Genomic DNA, 25,444 nt, shown 5'->3' on the forward strand with positions numbered 1-25,444 from the left:
TTGGGTTTGCCCGTTTTAAGCGGCAATATCATTATTGTTCATTTTATTTACCCTATGCCTGTCTGAATTTTTTCAGACAGGCATCCTATTACTGTTCATTATGGAAAAATGGCAAATCGAATTAAATGCCACGCCGCTCTGGTTTTTACAGACTTTTATAGGCGTATCTGTTTCTCTTGTTGCAATAGTTTATATTATCGGCAAAACCCGTTTCGGCAGACAGTTCCGGCAAATTCTTTCACCGTGCTTGGATAAAGCAGGCCGTCTGAAAATTCTGCTGTTGCTGGCGGCTATGGTAATGCTGCTGCTGACCGAAATCCGCCTGAATGTTTTGAACACATTTTTTTACAACGGTTTATACAGCGCATTGCAAGACAAAAAAGCAGCGGCTTTCTGGTTTTTCGCTTTAATCAATGCCGGCGTGGTGATTATGCGCACGCTCAACGGTATTGTTAACGACTTTTTAGACCAGTCTCTTGCAATTAAATGGTCTGAAAAACTGAACGGCGTGCTGGTTTCACGCTGGTTTGCCGATAAGAATTATTACCGGCTGCATATGCTGCGCCATGAACCGGATAATATAGACCAACGCATCCAGCAAGATGCGCAGGAATTTATCGCCAATACCATCGAATTTATACGCGGGATGCTCAATTCCGTTTTGTCGGCCATTGAATTTACCGTCGTGCTATGGGGGTTGTCCGGCGTTTTATCCTTATTCGGCCTGAACATTCCGCGCGGCATTGTGTTTTTCGTGTTTATTTTTGTGCTGCTTTCCACTGCCGCAGCGATGTGGATAGGTAAGCCGCTCATCCGTTACCATTACGACAATGAAAAGCTCAACGGCGACTACCGTTATTCTCTTATCCGCATCCGGGATCACGCCGAAAGCATTGCCTTTTACCGGGGCGAATGGAAAGAACAACAGCAACTGGGCGACCGTTTCCGCGCCGTCATCCGCAACCGCTGGAAAATCACCCGGCAAAGCGTAGTCTTGGGCGGATTCAACGACCTCTTGACCCAAAGCGTCCAATTGCTGCCTTTGATGCTGCAAGCTCCGCGCTTTTTTGCCGGACAAATCAAAATCGGCGATATGCACCAAACCGTGCAGGCATTCAACCGCCTGCAACGCGCCTTGTCGTTTTTCCGTAATTTTTATGAATCTTTCACCGCCTACCGCGCCCGCTTGGAGCGTTTAAGCGGTTTTCTTTCCAACTTGCAAAACGTCGACTGCGGCTCAAACGGCATTGACGTTGTTTCAGACAGGCTTGAATTGGAGAATGTTGCCGTTTACCGCACCGATGGCACGGTATTGCTCAATCATGTCGCTTTAAAAGCGGAATGCGGAGACGCTTTGCTGATTCAAGGCCCGAGCGGCTGTGGCAAGACTACATTGATGCGTGTTTTGGCCGGACTGTGGCCATTCGGCAGCAGCGGTACGGTAAGAAGGCTGCCTCATCACGAAACCCTGTTTGTACCGCAGCGCCCTTATGTGCCGCAAGGCACGCTTTACGAAGCCATATGCTATCCTGATCTCAACCCTTCGCCCGAAGAACTGCGGCTGGTATTGGCAGACTGCCGCTTGCATTATCTCGCCGGATGTTTAGACAAAGCCGACGACTGGCAGCACCGCCTTTCTCCGGGAGAGCTGCAACGTATCGCTTTCGCCCGTATTCTGCTGGCACGGCCCAAATTGATTTTGCTTGACGAAGCCACCTCCGCACTAGACGAAAGCACCGAAGCAGCACTTTACATGCTTATCCGCCAAAAGCTGCCCGACAGCATCATCGTCAGTATCGGCCACCGCAATACGCTCTGTGCATTCCATAACAAAACCATGCAGATAAGCGGATCGATGGCCGTTTGAAAAGTAAAATCTCTTGGCGGGATGCCGCAGATGCGGCAAGTACAGTATAACGGCAATGCAGTTGAATTTTTTATAAACGGTATGACTGCACTGATGATGGGAAATGAAGTTTAACCATGTGGAATACTTTAAAAAATATCGGCACCGCACACCGCAAAAAGCTGTTGCTCACGTTCAGCATCGTGGCTTTGGAAAACCTGCTGTTTCTGATTTACCCCGTGTTCGGCGGTTTTGCCGTCAACGCGGTCATGCAGGGCAAGGTATGGCAGGCGCTGACTTACGCGCTTTTGGTATTGTTGATGTGGTTGGTGGGGGCGGCACGGCGCAGCGTCGATACGCGCGTGTTTGCCCGTATTTACAGCGCAATCGCCGTGCCTGTGATTGTGAAGCAGCGCATACAGGGGCAGACGCCGTCTGAAATTGCGGCGCGGGTGGCATTGTCGCGGGAATTTGTCGATTTTTTTGAAATGCATTTACCGACGGCGGTTACTTCGCTGGTGTCTGTGTTCGGCGCGGCCATTATGCTTTTGGTACTGGAGTTTTGGGCGGGCGTGTTGAGCCTGATGATTTTGGCGGTATTTTTGCTGTTGTTGCCGGGTTTTTCGCGCGTGAGCGAAAAACTGTATTTCAAACTCAACAACCGCTTGGAGCGCGATGTGGATATGATTCAGTCTGCTCCCGAAATCATGCTGCACAGGCATTTCGGTTTGGTTGCCCGTTTACGCATTCTGATTTCCAACCGCGAAGCATTGGGCTATCTGTGTGTCGGTGCCGCGATGGCAGTATTGTTCGGCTTTACTTTCGTGTGGATTACCTTAAACGGCTACGGCAGCGCAGGACATATCTATTCGCTCACCACTTATTTGTGGATGTTTGCCATGAGTTTGGACGATGTGCCGAGGCTGGTAGAAAGCTATTCCAATCTGAAGGACATTGCCCGTCGCGTGGAAGTGGAAAGCATTCATTCCAAGCAGGCCGTCTGAATGCCTGTCTGAAAAAAGCATTTTAAAAAATAGCACGCCTGAGGTAGTTCGAGGCCGTCTGAAAATATTTCAGACGGCCTCGATGTTTTCCAAAGCTTTTCAGGCAGGCATGACAAGCCTGCAAACCGTGCGGCTTATTTAGGCCATTTTTCTTCGCCCATCACCACTTTCGCACCCAGTTCCAAATCATCCCCGCCTTTTAAGTTGGGGAAGGCTGTTTTGAGGCGGTTGACAACATCGCGGCTGTTTTTGGCCGAAGAGACGGCTTTTTCGACCTCGGCCAGATAACGCCGGTTGAATTCGATGGTTTTCACGGAAGGCGTACCGATAAAATGCCCGGGAATGACCCGGCGCGGTTTCAGCGCGGCGATGTCGTCCAAAGTGCGCGCCCATTTGCTGCGTGCCTGTTTGGTTTGCGAATCCGCCAGCCACAAATGCGTGCCTTCATACAGCGGCACGCCGCCCAACACGGTTTTGCTGCCCGAATCCCACAAGTAAGTCAGCGCGGGGTTGATGTGTTTGCCGCGGATTTCCAAACGGCTGCTGCCCACTTTCAAATAAGCCGCGTCGGTGGCTTTGGGCAGCACCAGCATTTTCGGTGCGTTGTTTTTTAAAATGGGCGACCAGTATTTGTATTTGCCGATGATGCTTTGTTCGATATGCGCCAAAGTTTCGGGCGTGGCAACGATTTCCGCTTGCGGAAAGGCTTGGCCGACTACGTCCAGCCCGAAATAAAAATCGGGGTCGTAATGGCTGATATAAACGGTTTTCAGAGGTTTGCCGATGGCTTTGATTTGTTGAACCAGTTTTTGCGCGTCATTGCGCTGGAACTGGGCATCCACCAGCAACACTTCTTTGTCGCCTTCCACAATTACGGAAGAAACGGGGAAAATACTGCTTTCCTGCGGATTGAAAGTGTGGAAGGTTAATTGGTCGGCCAGTGCGGCTTGAGAAATCAGGGCGGAAGCCAAAACGGCCAAAGAATGTTTGTTCACGGAATATCCTTTTTACAATCGGTTAAGATGCCGCGCATAATATATGAAACAATATAAACAAAAAACCGCTTGGATTGAGTTATACTGTTTCTTATTTTGCAACAATTAGGCGTAATGATGGACAAACTAACCGCAGTGAAAGTGTTTTTGGCCGTGGCCGAAAGCGGCAGTTTTACCGCCGCCGCCGAGAAATTGGAGATGTCCAAAGCCATGGTTTCAAGGCATATCGCCCTGATGGAGCAATGGCTGAATGCGCGGCTGCTGCAACGCACCACCCGCCATGTCGGTTTAACGGCGGCAGGCGAGCAGGCATTGCGCTATTGCAGGCAAATCAATGAATTGGCAGAGGATGCCGTATGGGAAATCGCTCCGGCCGACGGCGAATTGCGCGGCGTTTTGCGGCTCACCGCCAGCACATCGTTCGGCATCTGCCATTTGGCTCAAGCGGTTGCCGGGTTCGGCAGGCAACACCCCAAACTCAGCATTCATCTGCATGTGGGCGACGAAACCGTGAATCTGGTGGAATCCGGCATAGATTTGGCGGTACGCATCAGCAGCAGCCCCGATTCCTCACTGATCGCCCGCCCGCTTTCTCCCTGCCGCTCGCTGCTGGTTGCCTCGCCTGATTATTTGGCGGCATACGGCATACCGCAGCATCCCGACGAGTTGCACCAACACCGCTGTTTGGCACACACCAACCTCAACCGCAGCGAATGGCATTTCAGCAACGGCGGCGAACGGCATTCCCTTACGCTCAACAACACCGTTGCCGGCAATGACGCATCGGTGCTGCTGCAAACCGCCCTTAACGGGGCAGGCATCGCCATGCTTCCGCGTTATATGTTGGGCGAACATTTGGAGCAAGGCACCTTGCAGGCCGTGCTGCCGCAATGGACCTTACCCGAAATGACCATTTACGCGCTTTATCCCTCACGCCGCCAACTTTCCCGCTCCGTGCGCCTGTTTTTGGATTTTTTGGTGGATTATTGTGCGGATAGGGATTGGTAAAAGTTGTATGATGAAGTGAGGCCGTCTGAAAAAACGCCTGTCTGAAAAAGCATTTAAAAAAACAGCACGTCCGTCATACTCGGGCTTGACCCGAGTATGACTGTACGGTTACTACTGAAGTTGTTTGGTTACACATGGGAAAAAAGAGGCGCATATGACATCCGGCAAAGCATATTTGGATTTTATTTTGGAACAATTATCCGACTTGGACGACATCACTTATCGAGCCATGATGGGCGAGTATATTCTCTACTATAAGCAGAAAATCGTCGGCGGCATCTACGATGATCGGTTGCTGGTTAAGCCCGTTCAGTCGGCAATCGACTATATGCCGAATGCGGCCTATGAGTTGCCTTACGAAGGCGCAAAAGCAATGCTGCTTGTGAGCGAGGTGGATGACAAGGCGTTTTTAACAGGGCTGTTTGAGGCCATGTATGATGAATTGCCCCAAACCAAGCCTAAGAAAAAGTAAACCACAAAATCAGCGATGAAAGGAAGTCTGCCATGATTACCCTATACGCACTCAAACAATCCCGCGCCTACCGTATCGCGTGGCTGCTCGAACTGCTCGGCTTGGAGTACCGCGCGGAAGTGATCGCGCGCGATGCCGAAACCTCGCTTGTGCCCGACAGCCTGCGCCGTGTCCACCCGCTGGGCAAATCGCCCCTGATAGACGACAACGGCTTGGTGCTGGCCGAAAGCGGCGCGATTGTCGAATACCTGATCGCACGCTACGGTCAGGAAACGGCCTTGAGGCCGTCTGAAAGCAGCGCGGTTTATCCCGAATATCTGTTTTGGCTGCATTATGCCGAAGGTTCGCTGATGCCGCTGCTGGTGATGTCGCTGGTGTTCCGCAAAATCGAAACGCGCAAAATGCCGTTTTTCGCCAAACCCGTTGCCCGCAAGATTACCGACGGCGTGCGCGAGTCGTTTTTGAATCCGCAGCTCAAACTGCATCTGGAATTTGTTGAAAACAAGCTAAAAGGCCGCACTTGGCTGCTGGGCGAAGAAATCAGCGGTGCCGACATTATGATGGGTTTTCCTTTGCAGGCCGCCGTGTCGCGTACGCCGCTGAACCTGCCGAATATCGCCGCCTATGTGCGTCGCATTGAAAACGACCCCGCCTACCAACGGGCGCAAGAGCGTATCGGGAAACTGGAATTGCTGTGATGCCGTGCCTGTTTGAAAATTTTTGTGGGTAGGGCGGGCATCCCTGCCCGCCGTGTTATCAATGCGTTAGTCTGAATGGCGGGTAATGATGCCCGTCTACGGAGATTGTTGGTTGTGCCCTCCAACGGCCGGCACGATGCGGCGCATATTGATGCCGATGGAAATGGCAGCACCGATTTGTAATGATTTGAAGCACCAACTTACCCAAAGGCCGTCTGAAATCGTATATCCGTTTGAACGACAAGAAAGTGATACATAATGAACCCCAAATACACCCCGCTTTTCCAACCTTACACCCTCAACAACGGCACGGTTATTAAAAACCGCTTGGCCGTTGCGCCGATGACGCATTGGGCTTCTCTGTCCGACGGCAACATCAGCCCGGAGGAACGCCTGTTTTTGAGCAACCGTTTCAAAGGTTTCGGCCTGTTTATTTCCGCTGCCACGCTGGTGTCGCCCGAAGGCAAAGCTTTTGCCGGACAGCCTGAAGCCGTCGGTACCGAACATTTGCCGAGCTTGAAAGAAGTGGCACAGATTGCCCACCAACAAGGCGCGAAAGCGGTTTTGCAGCTTCATCACGGCGGTATTCAAGCCTCTGCCGATTTACTGAACGGTGCCGACAAAGTGGCTCCGTCGGACGACGAAGCCGGCGGTTCGCGCGCACTCACCGACCCGGAAGTCCGCGCGCTGATTGAAGCCTTTGCCCGCGCCGCCGAGTTGGCACTCGAAGCAGGTTTCGACGGCGTGGAAATCCACGGCGCCAACGGCTATCTGATTCAGCAGTTCGTTTCCGCCCAAAGCAACCGCCGCGACGACGAATGGGGCGGCAGCTTGGCAAACCGCCTGCGCTTCCCGCTGGCCGTCGTCGATGCCGTAGATGCCGTGCGCCGTAAACACAACCGCTCCGATTTCATTGTCGGCTACCGTTTCTCGCCCGAAGAAGGCGGCGATAACGGCCTGACCATGCAAGACACGTTCGCACTGATTGATGCCATGGTACAAAAACCGCTGCAATACTTACACGTTTCGCTTTGGGATTTCTACAAAAAAGCCCGCCGCGGAGCCGACACAAATTTGACGCGCATCGAGCAGATACATCAACGCATCAGCGGCAAACTGCCCCTGATCGGCGTAGGCAACCTGTTTACCGCCGAGCAGATTTTGGCAGCCTACCAAACCGGCTGGGCAGAATTTATCGCATTGGGTAAAACCGTTTTGCTCAACCCCGATTTGGTCGAACTGATTGAAAGCGGCCGCGAAGCCGAAATCGTGTGCGAACTTGACCCCGACAAAGCCGACCGTTACCGCATCCCCGAAAGATTGTGGCAGCAATGCCAAATGGGGCTGGCCTACCTGCCGCCGGTAAAAGGCAGCAAAAAGTGGCAGCCGGTAGATATTTGATTGGATAAGGTTTCATGCGTAGGGCGGGCATCCTTGCCCGCTATTCGGATTGGTTTGTTTGAATCATACGGCGGGCAAGGATGCTCAATTGTTTGAAGAGGCCGTCTGAAAAATGCCTGTCTGAAAACCTCAATCGCCGGTTTCATCTTCCTCAAACGGCGTCTTGCCCATCTCCTTGCGCGTCAGGTAAGTGGTGAACACAGGGAACAAAGCCGCCAGCACGCAAGAGCCGCCGATAACCAGCAGGGCAATGGCACCGAGCGGCTGATTGAGCAGCTCGTGCACCCAACCGCCCATGCCCAGCAAAGTCATCAGCCCCGGAATAATGGCAGACAGCCCGCAGATTAAGATAATGATAGAACCGATATGTAAACGACGCATGACATGCTCCTTTCCGTTGACAGAGTGAAAAAGGAACAGAAACAGTTGCCGATAATCTAACACATTGTTTTTCATCATACCTATCGGCATTTTTTCTGGAGGTAATCAGAAAAGCAAATCTGCCGTGTAGAAAACTCAATGCGTAGGGCGGGCATTCCTGCCCGCCATTCAGCCTCGCAAGTTTGAATCGCACGGCGGGCAAGGGTGCCAACCCCACGGTTGCATTATCAAACGATGCCGTCTGAAAAAACATGCCTGCCCGAACAACAAGGAACTACCGATGAACCCACTCCAACACACTGTCAACTCCGCAGTTTACCGGCCCGTGTTCTTCTTCGCTTGGTCGCTGCTGCTGCCGTGGGCGGCTTGGTTGGCGGCGGCTTATCTCAGCTACCAGCCCGACGGCGGGCACAAAGGTTTACTCACGGCCTTGCTGTTGGCCGGTTTGTTCGCGCCGGTGGGTTTGGCGGCGGGTTTGTTGTGGCGGCAGCCCTCGCTGCGGGCAGATGCCTTGTCGCGTTTGCGTTTTTCCGGCGCGCCCAAACGGTATTTGCTGGCGGCGGTGCTGTTGCCGCCGTTGTCGCTGGTATTGGCGCAGGGCGTGTCGCTGCTGTTCGGCTATCCCGCCGCACAGTTCCATATTTCAGGCAGCCCTTCGTTTACTTCGGCGCTGATTTCGCCGTGGCTGGCTTTGGTGCTCGGGGCGGTGCTGGAAGAGCTGGCGTGGCACTCCTACGGCACGGACGCGCTGCTGTCGCGCTTCAGCCTGTTTGCCGCGTCGCTGGTTTTTACCGTGTACTGGGCGCTGTGGCATGTGCCGCTGGGTTTGGTGAAAGGCTATTACCACAGCGAACTGGTGGCACAAGGCTGGCTTTACACCGCCAATTTTGTCGCTAGCATGGTGGTGTTTGTGCTGCTGATGAACTGGCTGTATCTGAAAAGCGGGCGCAGTATTATGGTGACGCTGCTGTTCCATCTGGCTGCCAATCTCGGCAACGAGATATTCCAAACCCACCCCGACAGTAAAGTGATTCAGACAGGCATTCTGCTGCTGTTGACTGCATGGGTGTTGTGGAAAGAGCGGGCTTTGTTTTTCAGACGGCCTCAGAGCGGATAGACTGGCTGAAAGGCCGTCTGAAAACGCGCTTGATTGTCAAAATGGATGTAGCCGTTTGGTTATACAGAGGAGAAACTCTATGGATGCAGATAGAAGAACTTTGATAAATCTCGCTGTTTTTATATTTGTAGCCTTAACTTGCGGTTTTCTTGGCGTATAGGTAAACACGTTTGTTCCCAATCAAGAATCATTAATGGATTCTATTGGAGCAGGTATTTGGATAGCAATACCTTTGATAACAGTATTGTTGCTCAGAACGTTTGCAGGTGACGGCTGGAGCTATAGCGGGCTGAAACCCGGCTTCAGTAAAAATCTCAAATGGTATGGTTTTGCCGCGCTGGTGTTTCCTGTGGTTATCAGCATTGCGCTATTTATCGGTAAAACAATGAATTGGGTCAATACGGCCTGTTTCAATCTTGCTGCTTATATGCCGGTTTTTGGGAGCGTAATCGGGTTTGAGTGGATTAAAAACATCTTTGAAGAATCAGTGTGGCGCGGCTATCTCACGGCAAAGCTTGATCGGATAACCCGAAATGAATGGTTGATTTATGTAATCGTCGGTTTGGTTTGGGGCTTGTGGCATCTGCCTTATTATCTGGTGTTTCTGGATGAACACTATTTAGCCATGTTTTTTCCATATGGCAGATATGCTGTGGCGTTATATGCGGTCTTGGTTATTTGTGTTTGGACGATTATGTTTACCGAACTGTTCTTATTAACCCGATCTTTATGGGTGGTTGTGATACTGCATTCGGTCGAAGATGCACTTAATCCACTTATTTCGGAGCAATTTGTTACTGTACAGGCAGACAAAACCCTGATTGTTTCGCCCACATTCGGCGTGATTCCACTTACACTTTATCTGCTTACCGGGCTTTATTTGAGAAAACAGCGGTTAAGAATAAGGCCGTCTGAAAAAAACTTTGGTTGACTTAAAATAATATTGATCTAAACGAGCGTAGTTCGGATTCTTGCAAGCGACATGGTCGCTGAACGCCCAAATATTGGATTCTCACCTACGCAGCAATCTAAGAGGAGATAACGATATGACAAAACTTGACCCGATTATTGCAGTCAAAGATGTTGAAGCTAGTGCAATTTGGTATCGCGACATCTTTGGATTCAACAACGCTCATGTCGATAAATATTTTGCGGTGTTAACCACTCAAAAAAACGAAATTGTCCTTTGTCTGCATGCTTGGGAGTTAGACGGCCATCCGACCATGACCAATCCGAATATTACGGTAGGAAACGGGTTGCTGCTTTATTTCAGAACGGCGGACTGGCAGCAAATCAGGAATAATCTTGAAAAAATCGGTTGGGCGATTGAAGAAGACATTCATCAAAACCCCAATTCCCATAAGCAGGAATTTTCTTTCCGTGATCCCGACGGTTATTTCATTACCGTAACGGAACCGCATGCTTACGAAGGATAAGCCGGTGTAGGTCGGATTCTTGAATCCGGCATGGTTGCTTAGCAAGCGTAGGGTGTGTGCCACCGGCACGCACGCGTTGCTTAAACCACTAAATCCGCGTGCGTGGCTTCGCGCCACACACCCTACCAGCGGCACTACCATAACGTAACAGCCCAAACAAGCTACCTAAAAAGGCCGTCTGAAACACCAATACCTGTCTGAAAACAGAGTAACCCATGATAAACAACCCCGCCGTTTCTCTCCGCTCCGTTTCTCACCGCTACGGCAAAACCGTAACGGCGCTGGACGACGTGTCGCTGACCATCCCGCGCGGGGTAACTGTGGGCTTAATCGGCCCCGACGGGGTGGGCAAATCGACGCTGTTGTCGCTGATTGCCGGCGTTAAAATCATTCAGAGCGGCACGGTGGAGGTGTTCGGGCACGACATGGCCGACAAAGCGGCGCGGCAGGCGTTGTCGCACCGTATCGCCTTTATGCCGCAGGGTTTGGGGCGCAATCTGTATCCCACTTTGAGCGTGTATGAAAACGTCGATTTCCATGCGCGGCTGTTCGGGCTGAATGCGGCCGAACGAAAGGCGCGCATCAGTCGGCTGCTGGAAGCCACCGGGTTGGCACCGTTCCCCGACCGCGCGGCGGGCAAGCTCTCGGGCGGGATGAAGCAGAAGCTGAGCTTGTGTTGCGCACTGGTGCATTCGCCCGATCTGCTGATTCTCGATGAGCCGACCACCGGTGTCGACCCGCTGTCGCGCCGCCAGTTTTGGGCGTTGGTGGACGAACTTCAAGCCGAAAGTGCGGGCATGACGGTAATCGTGGCCACCGCCTACATCGAAGAGGCCGAACGCTTCAGTCATCTGCTGGCGATGGACGACGGCAAGCTGTTGGTGAACAAGCCCACCCGCGAGGTGATGCGCGACAGCGGTGCCGCCACGCTGGAAGCCGCCTATGTGCAGATGCTGCCGTCTGAAAAGCAGCAAGGCTCGGGCGGGTTGGCGATGACCCCGTTTGTCGCCGATCCCGATGCCCCGCCCGCCATCGAAGCACACGGGCTGACCAAGCGTTTCGGCAGCTTTACCGCGGTCGATCGGGTAAGCTTCAAAATCGCACAAGGCGAAATCTTCGGCTTTCTCGGCTCCAACGGCTGCGGCAAATCCACCACCATGAAAATGCTCACCGGCCTGCTGGAAGCCAGCGACGGTTCGGCCGAACTCTTGGGGCGGCCGATCGAAGCGGGCAATATCCAAACGCGGATGCGCGTCGGCTATATGTCGCAGGCGTTCTCGCTGTATGAAGAATTGAGTGTGATCGACAACCTCAAACTGCACGCCCGCCTCTACCAAATGGGTGCGGCCGGCGAACAGGCGGTGGTCGATGCGCTGGTGCAGTTCGACCTCAGCGATGCCGCCACAGCCAAACCCGCCTCGCTGCCGTTGGGCATCCGCCAACGGCTGCAACTGGCGGCGGCCTGCCTGCACAAACCCGAAGTGCTGATTCTCGACGAACCGACCTCCGGCGTCGATCCCGCCGCCCGCGACATGTTCTGGCGGCATCTGCTCAAACTCTCGCGCGAAGACAAAATTACCATTTTCGTTTCCACCCACTTTATGAACGAGGCCGAACGCTGCGACCGCATTTCCTTCATGCACAAAGGCCGCGTGCTAGCGGTGGGCACGCCGGCGGAGCTGACCGCACGGCAGGCCGCGCCGAATTTGGAAGAGGCGTTTGTGCGCTATCTGTTGGATGACGAGGCACGGGAAGGCCTGTCTGAAAGGCCGTCTGAAACATTGGTTTCCAAGCAAGCAAACGATGTTGCCGTGCCGCCGCAACAGGTTACCGACGATTCGGAGAGGCCGTCTGAAACCGGAAGCGTGGCTCAAGTTTCATCAAGGAGTGTGCAGGCGGATAAGGATTCGGATGAGCAGACAGGCAACAGGCCGTCTGAAAATGTCCGTTCCGACAGCGGCCTTGCTTCCTTGCAAGCGGAGGAGGAGCAAACGGTTGTTTCGCCGGAAACCCCGATTTCCTCCACCCCAGCCGAACCGCGTTCGGAAACCGGCAAGATGACAGAAAGGGAACAAGCCGCCGATGTTTCAGACAGGCCGTCTGAAATCGAAAGCGTCGCCCAAGTTGCAGCAAGGAGCGTGCAGGCGGATCAGCGGTCGGATGTGCAAATAGATAGCAGGCCGTCTGAAAATGTCCGTTCCGACAGTAGCCTTGCTTCCTCGCAAGCGGAAGAGAAGCAAACGGTTATCGCACCGGAAGCCTCAGTTTCTTCCACCCCAGACGAATCGTATTCGGAAACCGGCAAGATTACAGAAAGGGAACAAGCCGCCGATGTTTCAGACAGGCCGTCTGAAATCGAAAGCGTGCCTCAAGTTTCAGCAAGGGGCGTGCAAGCGGGTCAGGTATCGGGTGTACAAATAGACAGCAGGCCGTCTGAAAACACTCCGCCGACCGACACCTTGAAATACTGGCTGGCAAGCGTGCGCACGTTTGCTTTGCGTGAAACCAAAGAATTGCTGCGCGACAAGGTGCGGCTGTTTTTCGCATTGGCGGGGCCGGTGATTTTGATGGTGGCTTTGTCGTGGAGCGTGTCGTTCGACGTGAAAGACCTCACGTTTACCGTGCTCGACCGCGACCAAACCACCGAAAGCCGCCGCCTCACCGAATATTTTTCCGGTTCGCGCTATTTTCAGCAACAGCCGCCGCTCTCGTCGCCAAGCGATATCGACACCGCCTTGCAGTCGGCGAAAACACGTTTGGTGATTGAGATTCCCGAAGGTTTCGGGCGCGATATGCTGGCGGGCAGGCGGCCGGAGGCGGCATTTTATGTCGACGGCGCGATGCCGTTCAACGCCAGCAATATCCAAGGCTATATCGGCGGCATTTTTGCGCTGTACGGGCAGGATTTGGCGCGCGAAACGGGGCTGACGCTGCCGCCGCCCGCGGCCAAAATCGAGCAGCGGTTTATGTATAATCAGGATTTTGAAAGCATTTTCGCCATCGCGCCGGGCGTGTTGATGCTGGTGCTGATGCTGATTCCGGCAATGATGTCGGTGGTCGGGGTGGTGCGCGAACGCGAAATCGGTTCGATTTCCAACTTCTACACCTCGCCCGCCACCGTGCCGCAGTTTCTGCTCGGCAAGCAGCTGCCGTATATTGCGGTGGGCATGGTGAATTATGTAGTGCTCACGGCGATGATGGTGTTCGGCTTCGGCGTGCCGGTGAAAGGTTCGCTGCTGGTGCTGACGGCGGGCACGTTGATTCTGCTGTTCGTGTCCACCGCGCTGGGCTTGCTGGCTTCCACCGTTGTGCGTTCGCAAGTGGCGGCCATCAGCCTTACCGCGATTGTGATTATGATCCCGACTTTCAACTATTCCGGCTTTCTGCACCCGCTCTCGTCGATGGAAGGCGGGGCGTACTGGATGGGCAAGCTGATGCCCGCGTCGTGGTATCTCAACATCAGCATCGGCAGCTTCACCAAAGGCTTGGGCGGGCACGACCTGAGCCGCGAAATGCTGGTGCTGCTGGCGTTTTACGTGGTGTATTTCACCTCGGCCTGCTGGATTTTGAAGAAGCAGGAAAAATAATGCCTGTCTGAACGTATCGGGAAAAAGGAGGCGATATGGACAACCTGAAAATCCCGCCAGTGCTGCAATTGATTGCCTGCGCTGTATTGATGCGGCTGCTGGCGGGCGCGCCGGTGGCGGCTTTGCAATGGCCGTCTGCCGGAGTTTGGGCCTTGCTGCCCGCAGCGGCAGGATTGGCCGTCGGCGCGGCGGGCGTGGCGGCTTTCAGACAGGCACGAACCACGATGAACCCCGTTCATCTCGACAAAGCTTCCCGCTTAGTGAGCAGCGGCGTTTACCGTTTCACCCGCAATCCGATGTATTTGGGCTTATTGCTGATGCTCGCAGCTTGGGCGCTGTGGCTGGGACACGGCCTGTCTTGGCTCGGGCTGCCGCTGTTTGTCGCCGGCATGAACCGCTTTCAAATCCGCCACGAAGAGCGCGTGCTGGCGCACAAGTTTGGCGAGGATTATTTGAGCTATTGCCGTAAGGTAAGGCGTTGGGTTTGAGGGAGAATATTGAGAGAAAGCTGTTGGCTGTATGAGGCCAAGGTCTCAGGCCGTCTGAAAAATGAAACCTCTGGATGTGAAGGCAGAGGTTTCGGAAGATTAATCGCGTACATAAACGACTTCTACGTCGTAGTCGTCATCATCCCAATCATCATCGTCGTCTTTGTCTTTGCCGACGCGCTCCAGCCATTCTTCTTCATGGCTCAAAGAGGAATCCAAACCCGCTTCCAAACGCAACACCGACAGCAAATGGTACATATCTTTGGGTATCGGCGCTTCGAATGACACGGTTTCGCCGCTCACGGGGTGTTCGAAGCTCAAACGGTAGGCATGAAGCGCCTGCCGACCCAGTCCTTTTACGGCTTCTTTCACGGCATCCGAACAAGTGTGGCGCGGGTTGCCGTAGACGGGATCGCCGGCCAAAGGGTGGTTGGCTTCGCGCATGTGGACACGGATTTGATGGGTGCGGCCGGTTTCGAGTTTGCATTCTATGTAGCTGTGAGCAAGATAGCGCTCCAGCACTTTAACGTGGGTTACGGCGGGTTTGCCGCCGAACTTCACCACGGCCATTTTCAAGCGGTTGTGCGGATCGCGCCCGATTAAGGTGTCGATTTTGCCGTCAAAAGGCACGATGCCGTTGGCCACGGCGCGGTAAATCCGGCTTACCGTGCGCGCTTGCAGCTGCTGAACCAAAGCATTTTGCGCGGGCAGGGTTTTGGCAACGACCATCAAGCCGCTGGTGTCTTTGTCCAAACGGTGCACAATGCCCGCGCGCGGGATTTGGCTCAGCTCCGGGCAGTGGGCGAGCAGGCCGTTGAGCAGCGTGCCCGTCCAGTTGCCCGCCGCAGGGTGAACCACCAAACCGGCGGGTTTGTTGAGAACGATCACTGTGTCGTCTTCATAAATAATGTCGAGATCCATCACTTCGGGCGTGAAGGCGAGGTTTTCTTCACTGGGGCGCACCGCTACTGCAATATATTCGCCGCCTATCATTTTGTCTTTGGGCTGCGCCGTTTTTTCGTTTACCGTAACCGCTCCTTCTTTTATCCAAGAAGTCAGACGGCTGCGCGAATAATCGGGCAGCAGCTTGGCCAGCACGGCATCCAAACGCATACCCGCCAAATCGAGCGGAACGGTTAAATTAATGCAAGTTTCTGCATCGGGGGCTGCCGCAAATTCCAAATCATCGTTATAATCGGCTTCATTTTCAAAGGAAGTGTTCTGCATGAAAAAAATTCTTTTAGTTATTTCATTGGGTTTGGCTTTGGGCGGCTGTGCCGGCACCAAAGGCACGATTGATAAAGACGCGCAAATCACTCAGGATTGGTCGGTTGAAAAACTGTATGCTGAGGCTCACGACGAGTTAAACAGCAGCAATTATACGCGAGCGATTAAGTTATACGAAATTTTGGAATCGCGCTTCCCCAACGGCCGCTACGCCCAACAATCCCAGCTCGACACGGCCTACGCTTATTATAAAGACGACGAACCTGAAAAAGCTTTAGCCGCTATCGAACGCTTCCAACGCAACCACCCCCAACATCCGAATATGGACTATGCCTTATATCTCAAAGGCTTGGTTCTGTTTAACGAAGACCAGTCGTTTTTAAACAAACTGGCTTCACAAGACTGGTCAGACCGCGACCCCAAAGCAAACCGCGATGCTTACCAAGCGTTTTCCCAGCTGATCGAACGCTATCCCGACAGCAAATACGCCGCCGATGCCAGCGAACGCATGGCTAAATTGGTAGATGCTTTGGGCGGCAATGAAATCGCCGTTGCGCGTTACTACATGAAACGCGGCGCTTATTTGGCTGCGGCCAACCGCGCCCAAAAAATCGTCGAACGCTATCAAAACACCCGTTTCGTGGAAGAGGCTTTGGCCATTATGGAATCTTCTTACCGCAAAATGAACAAACCGCAACTTGCCGACGACACCCGCCGCATTTTGGCGCAAAACTTCCCCAACAGCCCTTATCTGAACAAATCATGGTCGGATAACAACATTCCGTGGTGGCGCTATTGGAAGTAAGTTTTCCATCTAATGCTTAGGATATGAAGAGGCCGTCTGAAAAATCAGTGTGATGATTTCAGACGGCCTTACCGTATCCGCTTGCCTTTATGGTTTTTCAGACGGCCTCAAGCGTTTCGGCGCATATCACTTTGCTATACAATAGCCGACTTATCTTTTTCCCTGAGCACTTGTAAATATCATGACCACATCTGTTATCGAACACGTTCAAGCCATTGCTTTTGATTTGGACGGTACACTTTGCGATTCCGTGCCCGACCTTGCCGCCGCAGCCAATGCCACCCGCGAACACATGGGTTTGCCGCCGCTGCCTGTTGAAGTGGTGGAAAGCTATGTAGGCGACGGCTTGGCAAACCTTGTTCACCGGGTACTGACAGATAGCCGCGACGGAATGGCGAAGCAGGAAGAATGGGAAAAAGCGTTTACTTTTTACATCCGCTATTACCGCGACCATTTAAGCGACCATACCCGCGCGTATCCGGAAACCGAGGCCGGGCTGGGTTTGCTCAAAACTTTAGGTATTCCGTTAGTGGTTATTACCAATAAAAACGAAATTCTGGCGGCAGAGTTGCTGAAACAGCTTGGCCTTGCCGATTATTTCAGCCTGATCTTAGGCGGCGACAGCTTGCCCGAGAAAAAACCCAGCCCCATGCCTTTGCTGCATGCCGCCGAAGTGCTCAACATTGACCCGGCCAATATGATGATGGTGGGCGATTCGCAGAATGATATTCTGGCCGCCAAAGCGGCGGGCTGCTTGAGTGTGGGCGTTACGTTTGGCTACGGCGATATGACCATGCTGTCGCAAGAAGCTGCCACCAAGCCCGACTGGATTATCGGCTCGCTGCCTGAAATTTTTGAAAACCTGCAACCGCAGAAAGAACAAGAAGAAGCATAATACTGAGGCCGTCTGAAAACTGTTCAGACGGCCTCATCCGTATATTCCCGTTTCCCACGAAACACGATGCCGATGAAACCGCAAAAATCCCTACGCGCCCGAGCTTTAGATATACTTGCGCGACAAGAAATCAGTCGCGCCGAACTCAAGCGCAAGCTTGCGCCGTATGCCGAGCATGAAGACGAGTTGGACGAGCTTTTGGACGAATTTGCCGATCGCCATTGGCAATCAGACCAACGCTTTGCAGAAGCCTATATCCACAGCAAAAGCAGACAACACGGTACACTGCGTTTGAAACAAGCATTGCAAGCCAAAGGCGTGGATGAAGAAACCGTGCGTGAATTTCTGCCTTCGCGCGAAAGCGAGTTGGATACCGCAATGGCTGTGTTAAAGAAGAAATTCAAACAACCTGCCGCAGATATGAAAGAAAAACAAAAGCAGATCCGTTTCCTCGCTTATCGGGGTTTTGATATGGATACGATTCAGACGGCCTTGAAAAACTGCCGTTATGACGATGAATAAAAAAACCTTTGCCAACCCGAGATAGAGTTATGCAAAGGTTTTAATGCCTGTTTCCCTGCTTGAAACATAAGCGGGGAAACAGGTTTTTTATTTCCGTTAACCGTAACGGCGTTGGAACTCTTTCATAAAGTCAATCAGTGCTTCCACGCCTTGCAGGGTCATGGCGTTGTAGATGCTGGCGCGCATACCGCCCATCGATTTATAGCCGCGCAGCAGTTGCAGGCCGCGGGTGGTGGATTCTTGGGCGAAGAGTTCGTCTAAATCTTTATCGCCGGTGGTAAAGATGACATTCATTTTAGAGCGTGCGCCGGGATGGACATTGTTGATATAGAAGCCGCCGCTGTTGTCGATGGCTTCGTAAAGCGTTTTGGCTTTCAATGTGTTGATGGTTTCCATCTGTGCCACGCCGCCTTGCGATTGCAGCCAGCGGAACACCAGCCCGGAAATATAAATCGGATAAGTGGCCGGCGTGTTGTACATGCCTTGTTTTTCAATGTGCGATTTGTAGTTCCACACATCAGGAATGCGGTCGGAGCAACGTTCCAGCAGGTCTTCGCGGATAATCACGATGGTGGCGCCGGAAGGACCGATATTTTTTTGCGCACCCGCATAAATCACGCCGAAATCGCTGACATTGATTTTGCGCGACAAAATCTCGCTCGACATATCGCAAATCAAAGGCGGCATGCCGTCATCCAGCTTCGGCACTTCGCGGTATTGCAGGCCGTGCACGGTTTCGTTGATTACAAAGTGTACGAAGGCGGAATTTTTATCGATGTCCCAAGAATTAACCGGGGGCAGGTTGGTGTAGTTGAAGAGCTTGCCGCCGTCGGCCGCCAAATGGATTTCGGCGTCGGAAAGTTTGCCCATTTGAGAGTGGGCAATTGCCGACCAGTTGCCGGTTACCACAGAATCAACGCGCTTGAAGCCGTTGGCAAAGTTCATGACCACCATATTGAATTGCGAGCTTGCGCCGCCTTGTAAAAACAGTACCTTATAGTTATCCGGAATGTCCATCAGCTGGCGCAAATCCTGCTCGGCATGATAAAGGATGCTCATGAATACGTCGGAGCGGTGGCTCATGGTCATTACAGAAAAGCCCGTTCCGTTGTAGTCAAACATCTCGCTTTGAGCGGTGCGCAATACGGATTCGGGCAGGATGGCGGGGCCGGCTGAGAAATTGTAAATCGGTGTGGGTAGCATGGTGGTTGTGCCTTTTAATCGAAACAAACCCTGTTGAAGGGCGGTGTTGTTTGAAAAACATACATAAGTTAACGCTGGATTCTAGACCCGGTACATGCTTTCCGCAAGGTGGAAAAGCATATTTTTGAGCATATTTTTCAGACGGCCTGATAGTGGATGTTTTTAATAAAAGTTGATTTTATGTTGATTAAAAGGTTTTATATCTAAATTAGTGATATAATTTAGTGAAACAACCTGATTTGTTTCAGATGGCTATGTTTTCCCCATGTTGGGGTTTCCGGCAAAAATACACCCTTGTTAACTTTGAAATTCATGAATATCTTAACTTGGCCAGCAGGCGGTCGACGTTTTCCTCGGTTTGCCTTGCGACTTCTTCCACGCTGATGTCGCGCAGGCTTGCCGTGATTTCAGCGATTTCACGTACATTGGCCGGTGTGTTGACGGCGTTTTTCAGCATGAACGGGCTGTCGGTTTCCAAAACGATGCTTTCCAAAGGCAGCTTGGCGGCGGCTTCACGGGCTTTTCTTGCAGTGGGATTTAACAGCAACGAGCCGATGCCGATGCTGAAGCCTGCCCGAATCAGCATGTGCGCTTCTTCCAAACTTCCTGAAAAGGCGTGGGCAATACCGCCTTGGGTAAAGCGGGATTGTTTGACGGCCTCAACCACGGCGGCGGTCGCTTTAAGATTGTGGATAATCACGGGGCGGCGGAGTTTTTCTGCCAAGGCGAGTTGGCGGAGAAAACAGGTTTTTTGGATGTGTTTTTGGGCTTCGGTTTGGTTTTTATCGTAAAAATCCAAGCCGATTTCACCTACCCAAGCGCGCGGATGTTGGAGGAGTAGGGTTTCGAGTTCGGCAAAATCCTCTTCGGCTGCCGATTCGGCAAACCACGGATGAATGCCCAGCCCGATGTGTATGGTTTCGGCACGTTCTAAAGCCAGCACATCTTGAAAATCAGCACGTTGTGTGGCGGGCACGATAAAGCGGCGCACACCGGCCGTTACCGCTTCTGTGATCACGTCAGGCAAGCAATGGCGGAATGCGGCATCGGCAAGATGGCAATGGGTGTCGGTGAGTGAAATCATGTCAAACGTCTTTCAAGTAGCGCGGAAAGCTTGGCGGATAAGGCAATAGGCTTGACCTTTTTCTTTCGTTATAATGCGGCGTTATCCGTTTTGAGGCGCATACATTATGCACCATTTTCCTACTGTTTCTTTCAAACGCCGCTTCGCAGCCTTGCTCTACGAAGCTTTGCTTGTCGGCGCAGTCAGCATGGGTGCAGCTTTGCTGGCCGGTATGACGGCGATGCTGCTGAATCCCGTATCTAATTTATTATCGAGCTTAACCGCGACGCTCATTCTGCTGGCGGTTTGGTGGCTGTATTTCAAGGCAAACTGGCATAAAAAAAGCCAAACGCTGCCAATGCGCGTATGGAAAATCGGTTTGGTTAATGCCGCAGGCGAGCGGCCGCCGCTGCCTCAGTTGCGTTTGCGCTTTATGTGGGCATGCGTTTTTATCGTTTTTGTGCCGATGCTGGCTTATGCGGCTTTACGCCATCTGAACGGCATTCCGCCTAAGCCTGCTTTCGGCGTTGCCCTGATCTGGTGGATTTTGCCGTGGGGCTTTGCTTTTCTGAATCCCGACCGTCAGTTTTTATATGACTTCCTTGCCGGAACGAGATTGGTAGATGTCAATAAAAAAGCATCTTAAACAAACACACCGATGCCGCTATGAATTTTCAGACGGCCTCATTTTAGATTGCCGTTGGTTTGAACCGTTTTTCATCTGAGAAGGCAGAATAGTCTGCACGGCAAACTAAAAAGTGCCTAATTAATTTAGGTTATAATCCATTTCCATTTTTTAACGCATTATATTTTTTACACACCATGTCTAATTTATCTTCTACCGGCAACCAGTTACTCGAAAGTACCGGTATCGCTGATTTCTTCTCGGGCTTGTTTGCCCGCCAGCAGTTTGCTTCACAATTATTGGAGCGTAGTTTCAACAATCCCGAAGGATGGCTGGAATTGGGCGTGGTGGCCGCAATCATGGCGGTAACGTTTTGGCTGTCGTCTTATTGGATTAAAAAGCATCCGGTTCAGGAATCAAACCGTTGGGGTTTCGCCCGGCATATTACACAGCGCATTCTGTGGCCTATTCTGATGCTGATTTCTGCCGTAGTGGCCTTGTATTTTTGGAATCTGAACGACAATAACGCTTTGTGGCTCCAGCTTTTGGCAATGGCATCGCGCTGGATGATTCTTATCCGCTTTGCATTGGCTGTGGTTCATGCCGCATTGCCGACGAGCAAATTTACCGATTGGCTGGAACGCTTTCTTTCCGGCTTTCTGTGGTTTGCTTTTGTGCTGTGGGTGTCGGGTATAGACGACATTATTATCAACGGCATGAAGTCGCTTGAGTTTCCGATAGGCTCCGTCAAACTCAACCTGTTTACCGTCGTAACCGGCCTCTTGTGGGTTGTCGTTTTGATGGTCTTCGCTTTGTGGTTGGCCCGCTTTATCGACAACCGTTTGATGTCCAGCTCACGTCTTGACTTAAACCTGCGTATCGTTTTGTCGAAGGTAGTTAAAACGGTAATGCTGGCCTTGTCGGTTTTGATTGCATTGCCCTTGGTCGGCATAGACTTGACCGTGCTTTCGGTATTCGGCGGTGCGTTGGGTGTCGGTATCGGTTTCGGTCTGCAAAAAGTGGCCAGTAACTATATCTCCGGTTTTATTATTTTGGGCGACCGCTCCATCCGCCCGGGTGACCGTTTGACGGTAAACGATTTCACCGGCTATGTAACCAAAATCACTTCCCGTTTTGTTGTGTTGTCGAATGCTTCAGGGTCGGAAGCGCTTATACCTAACGAAACATTTGTTACCTCTACCGTTATTAACGAATCCTATACCAATGCTTCTTTGCGCCAAAGCCTGAATATTCAGGTGGCCTACAATACCGATTTAACTAAGGCATTGAGTATCTTGGAAGAAGTGGCAGCGGAACAAGATCGTGTGGATGCGTCTCCTCCTCCCAAAGCAGTTATTACCGGTTTCGGAGAAAACGGCATCGATTTGTCGATTGGTTTTTGGGTAAAAGACCCTGAAAACGGCTTTGTGGTGCTGTTCTCAAATATTTTCTATTCCGTTTGGAAGCGGTTTAACGCAGAAGGAATTGAATTTCCTTTCCCACAGCGTGAAGTGCGTATTTTGAATGAAGGTTTGGCGCCGGAAAATTTGGGTGTAGCCGCAAGCGTAGAAAAAAATCCAGATGAATCAGAGTCAACCACCAAGCATCAAGCATGAGGATGATATGTCTGTAAAACCTCTTAAGCAGCCCGTTTCGGTTTTGGTGGTGTTGCACGACGGCAACAATAATGTGTTGCTGATTGAACGCGCAGACCGAAAAAACTTTTGGCAGTCCGTAACGGGAAGTATTGAACCCGGCGAAGCACCAGAGGCGGCTGCTTTGAGAGAAGTTTTAGAGGAAACAGGCATTTATCTTTCAGACGGCCAGCTTGTAAACTGGTATGAAAGTAATGTGTATGAAATTTATGCCCATTGGCGCCACCGCTATCCGGAAGGCGTAACGCATAATACCGAACACATATTTTCGGCGCAGATAGATTGCGCAACCCCTATTAAACTGTGCGATTCCGAGCATACTGCATTCGAATGGCTACCGTTAGCAGAAGCTGCAGAAAAGGTATTTTCGCCCTCAAATAAAGAGGCAATTTTGAATTTGCATAAGCATTTGTTTTAATTTTAAATTTGTAGGATAATTTAAAGTAATGTAAAGTAAGGTATCGACTTGTTGCGAAAGAGGCCTGACTGCATTGGATAAAAAATATGAGCCAATACTTTACCTTATTTAATCTGCCTGCCGGTTTCGATATCGATTCGGAAGCTCTTGAGCGCACTTACCGTGTGCTTGCTGCTCAATTTCATCCTGATAAATTTGCAGCGGCATCCGTATTTGAGCAAAAGCAGGCGGTGATGATGGCTTCAACGCTTAACGAAGCTTACCGTGTGCTTAAAAATCCTATCGACCGCGCAGCCTATCTGCTCAAACAGCAGGGAATAGATGCCGATGCACCGGAGCATACCGCTTTTGCTCCTGAATTTTTGATGCAGCAAATGGAGTGGCGGGAAACTTTGGCAGAAGCCAGAGCAGAAAAAGATGATTCGGCACTGGATGAGCTTAAAAAAGAAATCGTTGCAGAGCAAAAGCAGCTTTATCTGCAGCTCAAAGATGATTTTGCAGCCAAGGCTTATGAGCACGCTGCCATGCAGGTAAGGCAAGGCCGCTTTTTAGACAAGATTATGCAAGAAATACAGGCTGCGATGCCCTAGTTGATGCGATGAAAATACTTTGTTGTTTGAGATAACAGCCCTTAAATGTATCGGCAGTTGCTTCACTTAAATAAAAGGGCGGTTAAAGATATTGAGAAATATCAATTTTTTGAGCACGTTAACTAAAATACAGTGAAAAATATGAAACACATTACTTTGCTTTTTGCTGCGCTTTTACTCAGTGCCTGCCATATCCATACCGATGAGAGCCGACGGAACAAACTTTTGCATTTCGCTGCCAGCCATCCTGTTGCAGCTAAAGCCATCGGTTTGAAAGGTGAAGACTCGGTTAATATTACCAGCAACGCCAGCCGCATTGCGGAGAAGACCGGGTTGGACAATAAAGCCAACGGAGAAGGCAGAGGTACTCAGGTGAATGCTGTCCGGCATGCTTTATGGCAAGCGGCGGTGGCTTCGCGCTTCGGTACGGATATTGCCAAAAAGGTTGGCGATGCCAATGAAGACGATTCTTCTATCCGAGAAAGAAAAAACAAGTATTTCAGCCGCTTGGCTGCAGATCAGGCTGTTGATTTGAGAAATAACCGTATAGGAAGAACCATCGGCGCAGATAATCCTGAAGCGGATATGAAAGTTTTGGCTCAAGCAGTATTGGGGCATTATCACAAAGAAGGTTTGTGGACGGCGAAACCGACTAAAGAAAAAGGTTATACATACTGGATGATAAGCCGCAGCAAACTTTCCAAAAGCGAATACCAATCCGCACTCAATAAGGTCAATGCGCTGAATGCAAACGGATTTACCGAAGAAGAGCAGCAAAAATACGATGCGGAAAAAACAGCGAATCCTTTTAAGTAACTCACTTTAATCCGCATCCCCATTATTCTTCTGAACGAAATAACCAAATAATCATGGCGTGGCTTGCGTTGTCGTACTGAGTGTAGTACCTTCGGCAAGCATGCCCAACATGATTGTTTGGTTTTTTTGTTATTACTATTGGCAAGAAAGGTTTGTATGACTGACAAAATCCGTTTGATTATTGATACCGACCCCGGTCAGGACGATGCCGCCGCTATTTTGATGGCGCACGGCCTCGCCAAACGCGGTCTTGTTGATTTTATGGCTTTGACAGTCGTCGCCGGCAATGTCGGGCTGCATCACACGGCCAACAATGCGCGTATTATTTGCGATTGGGCCGGTGAGAAAGCGTTTCCGGTTTATGCAGGCGCCGCCAAACCCTTGCTCCGTTCTTTGGTAACGGCGGAAGAAGTGCACGGTAAAACGGGTTTGGACGGTGTCGAGCTGCACCAGCCTGAATGTCCGTTGCAGCCGGTACATGCCGTGCCGTATTTGATCGATACTTTGCGTAAAGCTGACGACGCGAGCATAACGATTTGCCCGATAGGGCCGTTGACCAACATTGCACAAGCGATAACATTGGCGCCGGATATTGTTAGGGCTATCAAAAACATCGTTTTGATGGGCGGCAATTATTTTGAAGCCGGTAATGTCAGCCCTGCTGCCGAATTCAATTTTTATGTTGACCCGCATGCGGCACAAATTGTATTGCAAAGCGGCGCGCCGATTACCGTTTTACCGCTGGATGTAACGCACAAGGCATGTATCACCACGCCGCGCATGGACGTTTTGCGTAAACAAAACAATACCAACGGCAAGCGGCTTGCCAATATTTTGCAAAGCTACGAGCGTTTCGATACGCAAAAATTCGGTTTAGAGGGCGGCCCGCTGCACGATCCGTGTGCCATTGCTTATGCGGTGTTTCCGGAATTGTTTAAAGGCAAAAACTGCCATGTGGCGGTTGAAACCCAAAGCGAATTGACGATGGGCGCGTGCGTAGTCGATTGGTGGGGGACAACCGGCAAGCCTGCGAATGTGAACTGGATTACCGAGGTGGACGCCGATAAGATGTTCGCAGAGTTGGCTAAGTCGATTGAAGAGCTGCCTTAATTTGTCTGAATTGGATGATTGGTTTTTGAGCAAGTGGTGTCTTTTGTATTTGCTGCCCTATCAATCATGAGGCCGTCTGAAA

The 25,444-nt window shown here is 51.4% G+C and carries 26 protein-coding genes; 21 read left to right on the forward strand and 5 right to left on the reverse strand.

The window, feature by feature from the left end; genetic code table 11:
- The first annotated feature begins 100 nt into the window (after window positions 1–100).
- Together CKV66_RS05590 and CKV66_RS05595 are read left to right on the forward strand one after the other, a co-directional pair.
- On the forward strand, window positions 101–1,867 hold the full coding sequence (locus CKV66_RS05590) for an ABC transporter ATP-binding protein/permease (RefSeq protein WP_085363166.1): 1,767 nt from the start codon (window positions 101–103) through the stop codon (window positions 1,865–1,867).
- A 116-nt stretch (window positions 1,868–1,983) separates the two neighbouring features.
- A complete protein-coding gene (locus CKV66_RS05595) occupies window positions 1,984–2,850 on the forward strand; it encodes an ABC transporter six-transmembrane domain-containing protein (RefSeq protein WP_085363167.1) in 867 nt (288 codons plus the stop codon).
- A 134-nt stretch (window positions 2,851–2,984) separates the two neighbouring features.
- On the opposite strand, the gene CKV66_RS05600 is transcribed toward CKV66_RS05595, so the two are convergent.
- Window positions 2,985–3,845, reverse strand: coding sequence for an MBL fold metallo-hydrolase (locus CKV66_RS05600; protein WP_085363168.1), 861 nt, complete (start codon window positions 3,843–3,845; stop codon window positions 2,985–2,987).
- Window positions 3,846–3,959: 114 nt separating this feature from the next.
- Here CKV66_RS05600 and CKV66_RS05605 point away from each other — a divergent pair, with 114 nt between their 5' ends.
- From CKV66_RS05605 to CKV66_RS05620, 5 genes are all read left to right on the forward strand, one after another.
- A complete protein-coding gene (locus CKV66_RS05605) occupies window positions 3,960–4,853 on the forward strand; it encodes a LysR family transcriptional regulator (protein WP_197697463.1) in 894 nt (297 codons plus the stop codon).
- A 154-nt stretch (window positions 4,854–5,007) separates the two neighbouring features.
- Window positions 5,008–5,325: a TfoX/Sxy family protein gene (locus tag CKV66_RS05610; RefSeq protein ID WP_085363170.1), complete on the forward strand. Its 318-nt coding sequence runs from the start codon at window positions 5,008–5,010 to the stop codon at window positions 5,323–5,325.
- 32 nt (window positions 5,326–5,357) lie between these two features.
- Window positions 5,358–6,023 (forward strand): glutathione S-transferase, encoded by a 666-nt coding sequence (locus CKV66_RS05615; RefSeq protein ID WP_085363171.1) that lies wholly within the window; start codon window positions 5,358–5,360, stop codon window positions 6,021–6,023.
- Window positions 6,024–6,159: 136 nt separating this feature from the next.
- On the forward strand, window positions 6,160–6,282 hold the full coding sequence (locus CKV66_RS12760; RefSeq protein ID WP_269457274.1) for a hypothetical protein: 123 nt from the start codon (window positions 6,160–6,162) through the stop codon (window positions 6,280–6,282).
- A complete protein-coding gene (locus CKV66_RS05620; protein WP_085363172.1) occupies window positions 6,282–7,424 on the forward strand; it encodes an NADH-dependent flavin oxidoreductase in 1,143 nt (380 codons plus the stop codon). Before CKV66_RS12760 ends, CKV66_RS05620 begins: the two co-directional genes overlap by 1 nt.
- Window positions 7,425–7,553: 129 nt before the next feature.
- On the opposite strand, the gene CKV66_RS05625 is transcribed toward CKV66_RS05620, so the two are convergent.
- Window positions 7,554–7,805 carry a hypothetical protein gene (locus tag CKV66_RS05625; protein ID WP_085363173.1) on the reverse strand — a complete coding sequence of 84 codons (252 nt, stop codon included), beginning with the start codon at window positions 7,803–7,805 and terminating at the stop codon, window positions 7,554–7,556.
- Between the two features lie 280 nt (window positions 7,806–8,085).
- Here CKV66_RS05625 and CKV66_RS05630 point away from each other — a divergent pair, with 280 nt between their 5' ends.
- The 5 genes from CKV66_RS05630 (at window position 8,086) to CKV66_RS05655 (ending at window position 14,433) form a co-directional block, all read left to right on the forward strand.
- Window positions 8,086–8,922, forward strand: coding sequence for a CPBP family intramembrane glutamic endopeptidase (locus CKV66_RS05630; RefSeq protein WP_085363174.1), 837 nt, complete (start codon window positions 8,086–8,088; stop codon window positions 8,920–8,922).
- Window positions 8,923–9,115: 193 nt separating this feature from the next.
- Window positions 9,116–9,853, forward strand: coding sequence for a CPBP family intramembrane glutamic endopeptidase (locus tag CKV66_RS05635; RefSeq protein ID WP_197697464.1), 738 nt, complete (start codon window positions 9,116–9,118; stop codon window positions 9,851–9,853).
- A gap of 115 nt (window positions 9,854–9,968) precedes the next feature.
- Window positions 9,969–10,358 carry a VOC family protein gene (locus CKV66_RS05640; protein WP_085363175.1) on the forward strand — a complete coding sequence of 130 codons (390 nt, stop codon included), beginning with the start codon at window positions 9,969–9,971 and terminating at the stop codon, window positions 10,356–10,358.
- 215 nt (window positions 10,359–10,573) lie between these two features.
- Window positions 10,574–13,945 carry an ABC transporter ATP-binding protein/permease gene (locus CKV66_RS12545; protein WP_231990529.1) on the forward strand — a complete coding sequence of 1,124 codons (3,372 nt, stop codon included), beginning with the start codon at window positions 10,574–10,576 and terminating at the stop codon, window positions 13,943–13,945.
- Between the two features lie 35 nt (window positions 13,946–13,980).
- Window positions 13,981–14,433: a methyltransferase family protein gene (locus CKV66_RS05655; protein ID WP_085363176.1), complete on the forward strand. Its 453-nt coding sequence runs from the start codon at window positions 13,981–13,983 to the stop codon at window positions 14,431–14,433.
- Window positions 14,434–14,532: 99 nt separating this feature from the next.
- Here CKV66_RS05655 and rluD read toward each other — a convergent pair whose 3' ends face one another.
- Window positions 14,533–15,660, reverse strand: a complete 1,128-nt coding sequence (gene rluD, locus CKV66_RS05660; RefSeq protein WP_085363177.1) for a 23S rRNA pseudouridine(1911/1915/1917) synthase RluD — start codon at window positions 15,658–15,660, stop codon at window positions 14,533–14,535.
- Between rluD and CKV66_RS05665 the strand changes: the two genes are divergently transcribed.
- From CKV66_RS05665 to recX, 3 genes are all read left to right on the forward strand, one after another.
- On the forward strand, window positions 15,659–16,465 hold the full coding sequence (locus tag CKV66_RS05665) for an outer membrane protein assembly factor BamD (protein ID WP_085363178.1): 807 nt from the start codon (window positions 15,659–15,661) through the stop codon (window positions 16,463–16,465). The genes rluD and CKV66_RS05665 overlap by 2 nt on opposite strands.
- A gap of 181 nt (window positions 16,466–16,646) precedes the next feature.
- The gene (locus CKV66_RS05670) at window positions 16,647–17,360 is read left to right on the forward strand and encodes a phosphoglycolate phosphatase (protein ID WP_085363179.1); all 714 of its coding nucleotides are present in this window, start codon (window positions 16,647–16,649) and stop codon (window positions 17,358–17,360) included.
- A gap of 72 nt (window positions 17,361–17,432) precedes the next feature.
- A complete protein-coding gene (gene recX, locus CKV66_RS05675) occupies window positions 17,433–17,882 on the forward strand; it encodes a recombination regulator RecX (protein ID WP_085356160.1) in 450 nt (149 codons plus the stop codon).
- A 96-nt stretch (window positions 17,883–17,978) separates the two neighbouring features.
- On the opposite strand, the gene serC is transcribed toward recX, so the two are convergent.
- On the reverse strand, window positions 17,979–19,085 hold the full coding sequence (gene serC / locus CKV66_RS05680) for a phosphoserine transaminase (protein ID WP_085363180.1): 1,107 nt from the start codon (window positions 19,083–19,085) through the stop codon (window positions 17,979–17,981).
- Window positions 19,086–19,395: 310 nt separating this feature from the next.
- Window positions 19,396–20,166: a TatD family hydrolase gene (locus CKV66_RS05685; protein ID WP_085363281.1), complete on the reverse strand. Its 771-nt coding sequence runs from the start codon at window positions 20,164–20,166 to the stop codon at window positions 19,396–19,398.
- A gap of 109 nt (window positions 20,167–20,275) precedes the next feature.
- On the opposite strand from CKV66_RS05685, the gene CKV66_RS05690 reads away from it, so the two are divergent.
- The 6 genes from CKV66_RS05690 to CKV66_RS05715 all read left to right on the forward strand — a co-directional run bounded on the left by CKV66_RS05690 (window position 20,276) and on the right by CKV66_RS05715 (window position 25,362).
- Window positions 20,276–20,794 (forward strand): RDD family protein, encoded by a 519-nt coding sequence (locus CKV66_RS05690; RefSeq protein ID WP_085363181.1) that lies wholly within the window; start codon window positions 20,276–20,278, stop codon window positions 20,792–20,794.
- Between the two features lie 176 nt (window positions 20,795–20,970).
- Window positions 20,971–22,389 (forward strand): mechanosensitive ion channel family protein, encoded by a 1,419-nt coding sequence (locus tag CKV66_RS05695; protein ID WP_197697465.1) that lies wholly within the window; start codon window positions 20,971–20,973, stop codon window positions 22,387–22,389.
- A 7-nt stretch (window positions 22,390–22,396) separates the two neighbouring features.
- Window positions 22,397–22,846 carry a dihydroneopterin triphosphate diphosphatase gene (nudB, locus tag CKV66_RS05700; RefSeq protein ID WP_085363182.1) on the forward strand — a complete coding sequence of 150 codons (450 nt, stop codon included), beginning with the start codon at window positions 22,397–22,399 and terminating at the stop codon, window positions 22,844–22,846.
- 86 nt (window positions 22,847–22,932) lie between these two features.
- The gene (hscB, locus tag CKV66_RS05705) at window positions 22,933–23,436 is read left to right on the forward strand and encodes a Fe-S protein assembly co-chaperone HscB (RefSeq protein ID WP_085363183.1); all 504 of its coding nucleotides are present in this window, start codon (window positions 22,933–22,935) and stop codon (window positions 23,434–23,436) included.
- Window positions 23,437–23,577: 141 nt separating this feature from the next.
- Window positions 23,578–24,252: a DUF6973 domain-containing protein gene (locus tag CKV66_RS05710; protein ID WP_085363184.1), complete on the forward strand. Its 675-nt coding sequence runs from the start codon at window positions 23,578–23,580 to the stop codon at window positions 24,250–24,252.
- A 156-nt stretch (window positions 24,253–24,408) separates the two neighbouring features.
- The gene (locus CKV66_RS05715; RefSeq protein WP_085363185.1) at window positions 24,409–25,362 is read left to right on the forward strand and encodes a nucleoside hydrolase; all 954 of its coding nucleotides are present in this window, start codon (window positions 24,409–24,411) and stop codon (window positions 25,360–25,362) included.
- Window positions 25,363–25,444 lie beyond the last annotated feature (82 nt).

It is taken from the genome of Neisseria zoodegmatis (genome assembly GCF_900187305.1).
GTDB classification, from domain to species: domain Bacteria; phylum Pseudomonadota; class Gammaproteobacteria; order Burkholderiales; family Neisseriaceae; genus Neisseria; species Neisseria zoodegmatis.

Excerpts from the sequence above, each read along its gene's own strand:
- CKV66_RS05615 (WP_085363171.1), top strand. The coding sequence starts at position 5,358 with ATGATTACCCTATACGCACTCAAACAATCCCGCGCCTACCGTATCGCG.
- CKV66_RS05690 (WP_085363181.1), top strand. The coding sequence starts at position 20,276 with ATGCACCATTTTCCTACTGTTTCTTTCAAACGCCGCTTCGCAGCCTTG.
- hscB (WP_085363183.1), top strand. The coding sequence starts at position 22,933 with ATGAGCCAATACTTTACCTTATTTAATCTGCCTGCCGGTTTCGATATC.
- CKV66_RS05715 (WP_085363185.1), top strand. The coding sequence starts at position 24,409 with ATGACTGACAAAATCCGTTTGATTATTGATACCGACCCCGGTCAGGAC.
- CKV66_RS05670 (WP_085363179.1), top strand. The coding sequence starts at position 16,647 with ATGACCACATCTGTTATCGAACACGTTCAAGCCATTGCTTTTGATTTG.
- rluD (WP_085363177.1), bottom strand. The coding sequence starts at position 15,660 with ATGCAGAACACTTCCTTTGAAAATGAAGCCGATTATAACGATGATTTG.
- recX (WP_085356160.1), top strand. The coding sequence starts at position 17,433 with ATGAAACCGCAAAAATCCCTACGCGCCCGAGCTTTAGATATACTTGCG.
- CKV66_RS05630 (WP_085363174.1), top strand. The coding sequence starts at position 8,086 with ATGAACCCACTCCAACACACTGTCAACTCCGCAGTTTACCGGCCCGTG.
- CKV66_RS12760 (WP_269457274.1), top strand. The coding sequence starts at position 6,160 with ATGCGGCGCATATTGATGCCGATGGAAATGGCAGCACCGATTTGTAAT.
- CKV66_RS05605 (WP_197697463.1), top strand. The coding sequence starts at position 3,960 with ATGATGGACAAACTAACCGCAGTGAAAGTGTTTTTGGCCGTGGCCGAA.
- CKV66_RS05710 (WP_085363184.1), top strand. The coding sequence starts at position 23,578 with ATGAAACACATTACTTTGCTTTTTGCTGCGCTTTTACTCAGTGCCTGC.
- CKV66_RS05620 (WP_085363172.1), top strand. The coding sequence starts at position 6,282 with ATGAACCCCAAATACACCCCGCTTTTCCAACCTTACACCCTCAACAAC.
- CKV66_RS05625 (WP_085363173.1), bottom strand. The coding sequence starts at position 7,805 with ATGCGTCGTTTACATATCGGTTCTATCATTATCTTAATCTGCGGGCTG.
- CKV66_RS05640 (WP_085363175.1), top strand. The coding sequence starts at position 9,969 with ATGACAAAACTTGACCCGATTATTGCAGTCAAAGATGTTGAAGCTAGT.
- CKV66_RS05635 (WP_197697464.1), top strand. The coding sequence starts at position 9,116 with ATGGATTCTATTGGAGCAGGTATTTGGATAGCAATACCTTTGATAACA.
- nudB (WP_085363182.1), top strand. The coding sequence starts at position 22,397 with ATGTCTGTAAAACCTCTTAAGCAGCCCGTTTCGGTTTTGGTGGTGTTG.
- CKV66_RS05590 (WP_085363166.1), top strand. The coding sequence starts at position 101 with ATGGAAAAATGGCAAATCGAATTAAATGCCACGCCGCTCTGGTTTTTA.
- serC (WP_085363180.1), bottom strand. The coding sequence starts at position 19,085 with ATGCTACCCACACCGATTTACAATTTCTCAGCCGGCCCCGCCATCCTG.
- CKV66_RS05655 (WP_085363176.1), top strand. The coding sequence starts at position 13,981 with ATGGACAACCTGAAAATCCCGCCAGTGCTGCAATTGATTGCCTGCGCT.
- CKV66_RS12545 (WP_231990529.1), top strand. The coding sequence starts at position 10,574 with ATGATAAACAACCCCGCCGTTTCTCTCCGCTCCGTTTCTCACCGCTAC.
- CKV66_RS05665 (WP_085363178.1), top strand. The coding sequence starts at position 15,659 with ATGAAAAAAATTCTTTTAGTTATTTCATTGGGTTTGGCTTTGGGCGGC.
- CKV66_RS05610 (WP_085363170.1), top strand. The coding sequence starts at position 5,008 with ATGACATCCGGCAAAGCATATTTGGATTTTATTTTGGAACAATTATCC.
- CKV66_RS05695 (WP_197697465.1), top strand. The coding sequence starts at position 20,971 with ATGTCTAATTTATCTTCTACCGGCAACCAGTTACTCGAAAGTACCGGT.
- CKV66_RS05595 (WP_085363167.1), top strand. The coding sequence starts at position 1,984 with ATGTGGAATACTTTAAAAAATATCGGCACCGCACACCGCAAAAAGCTG.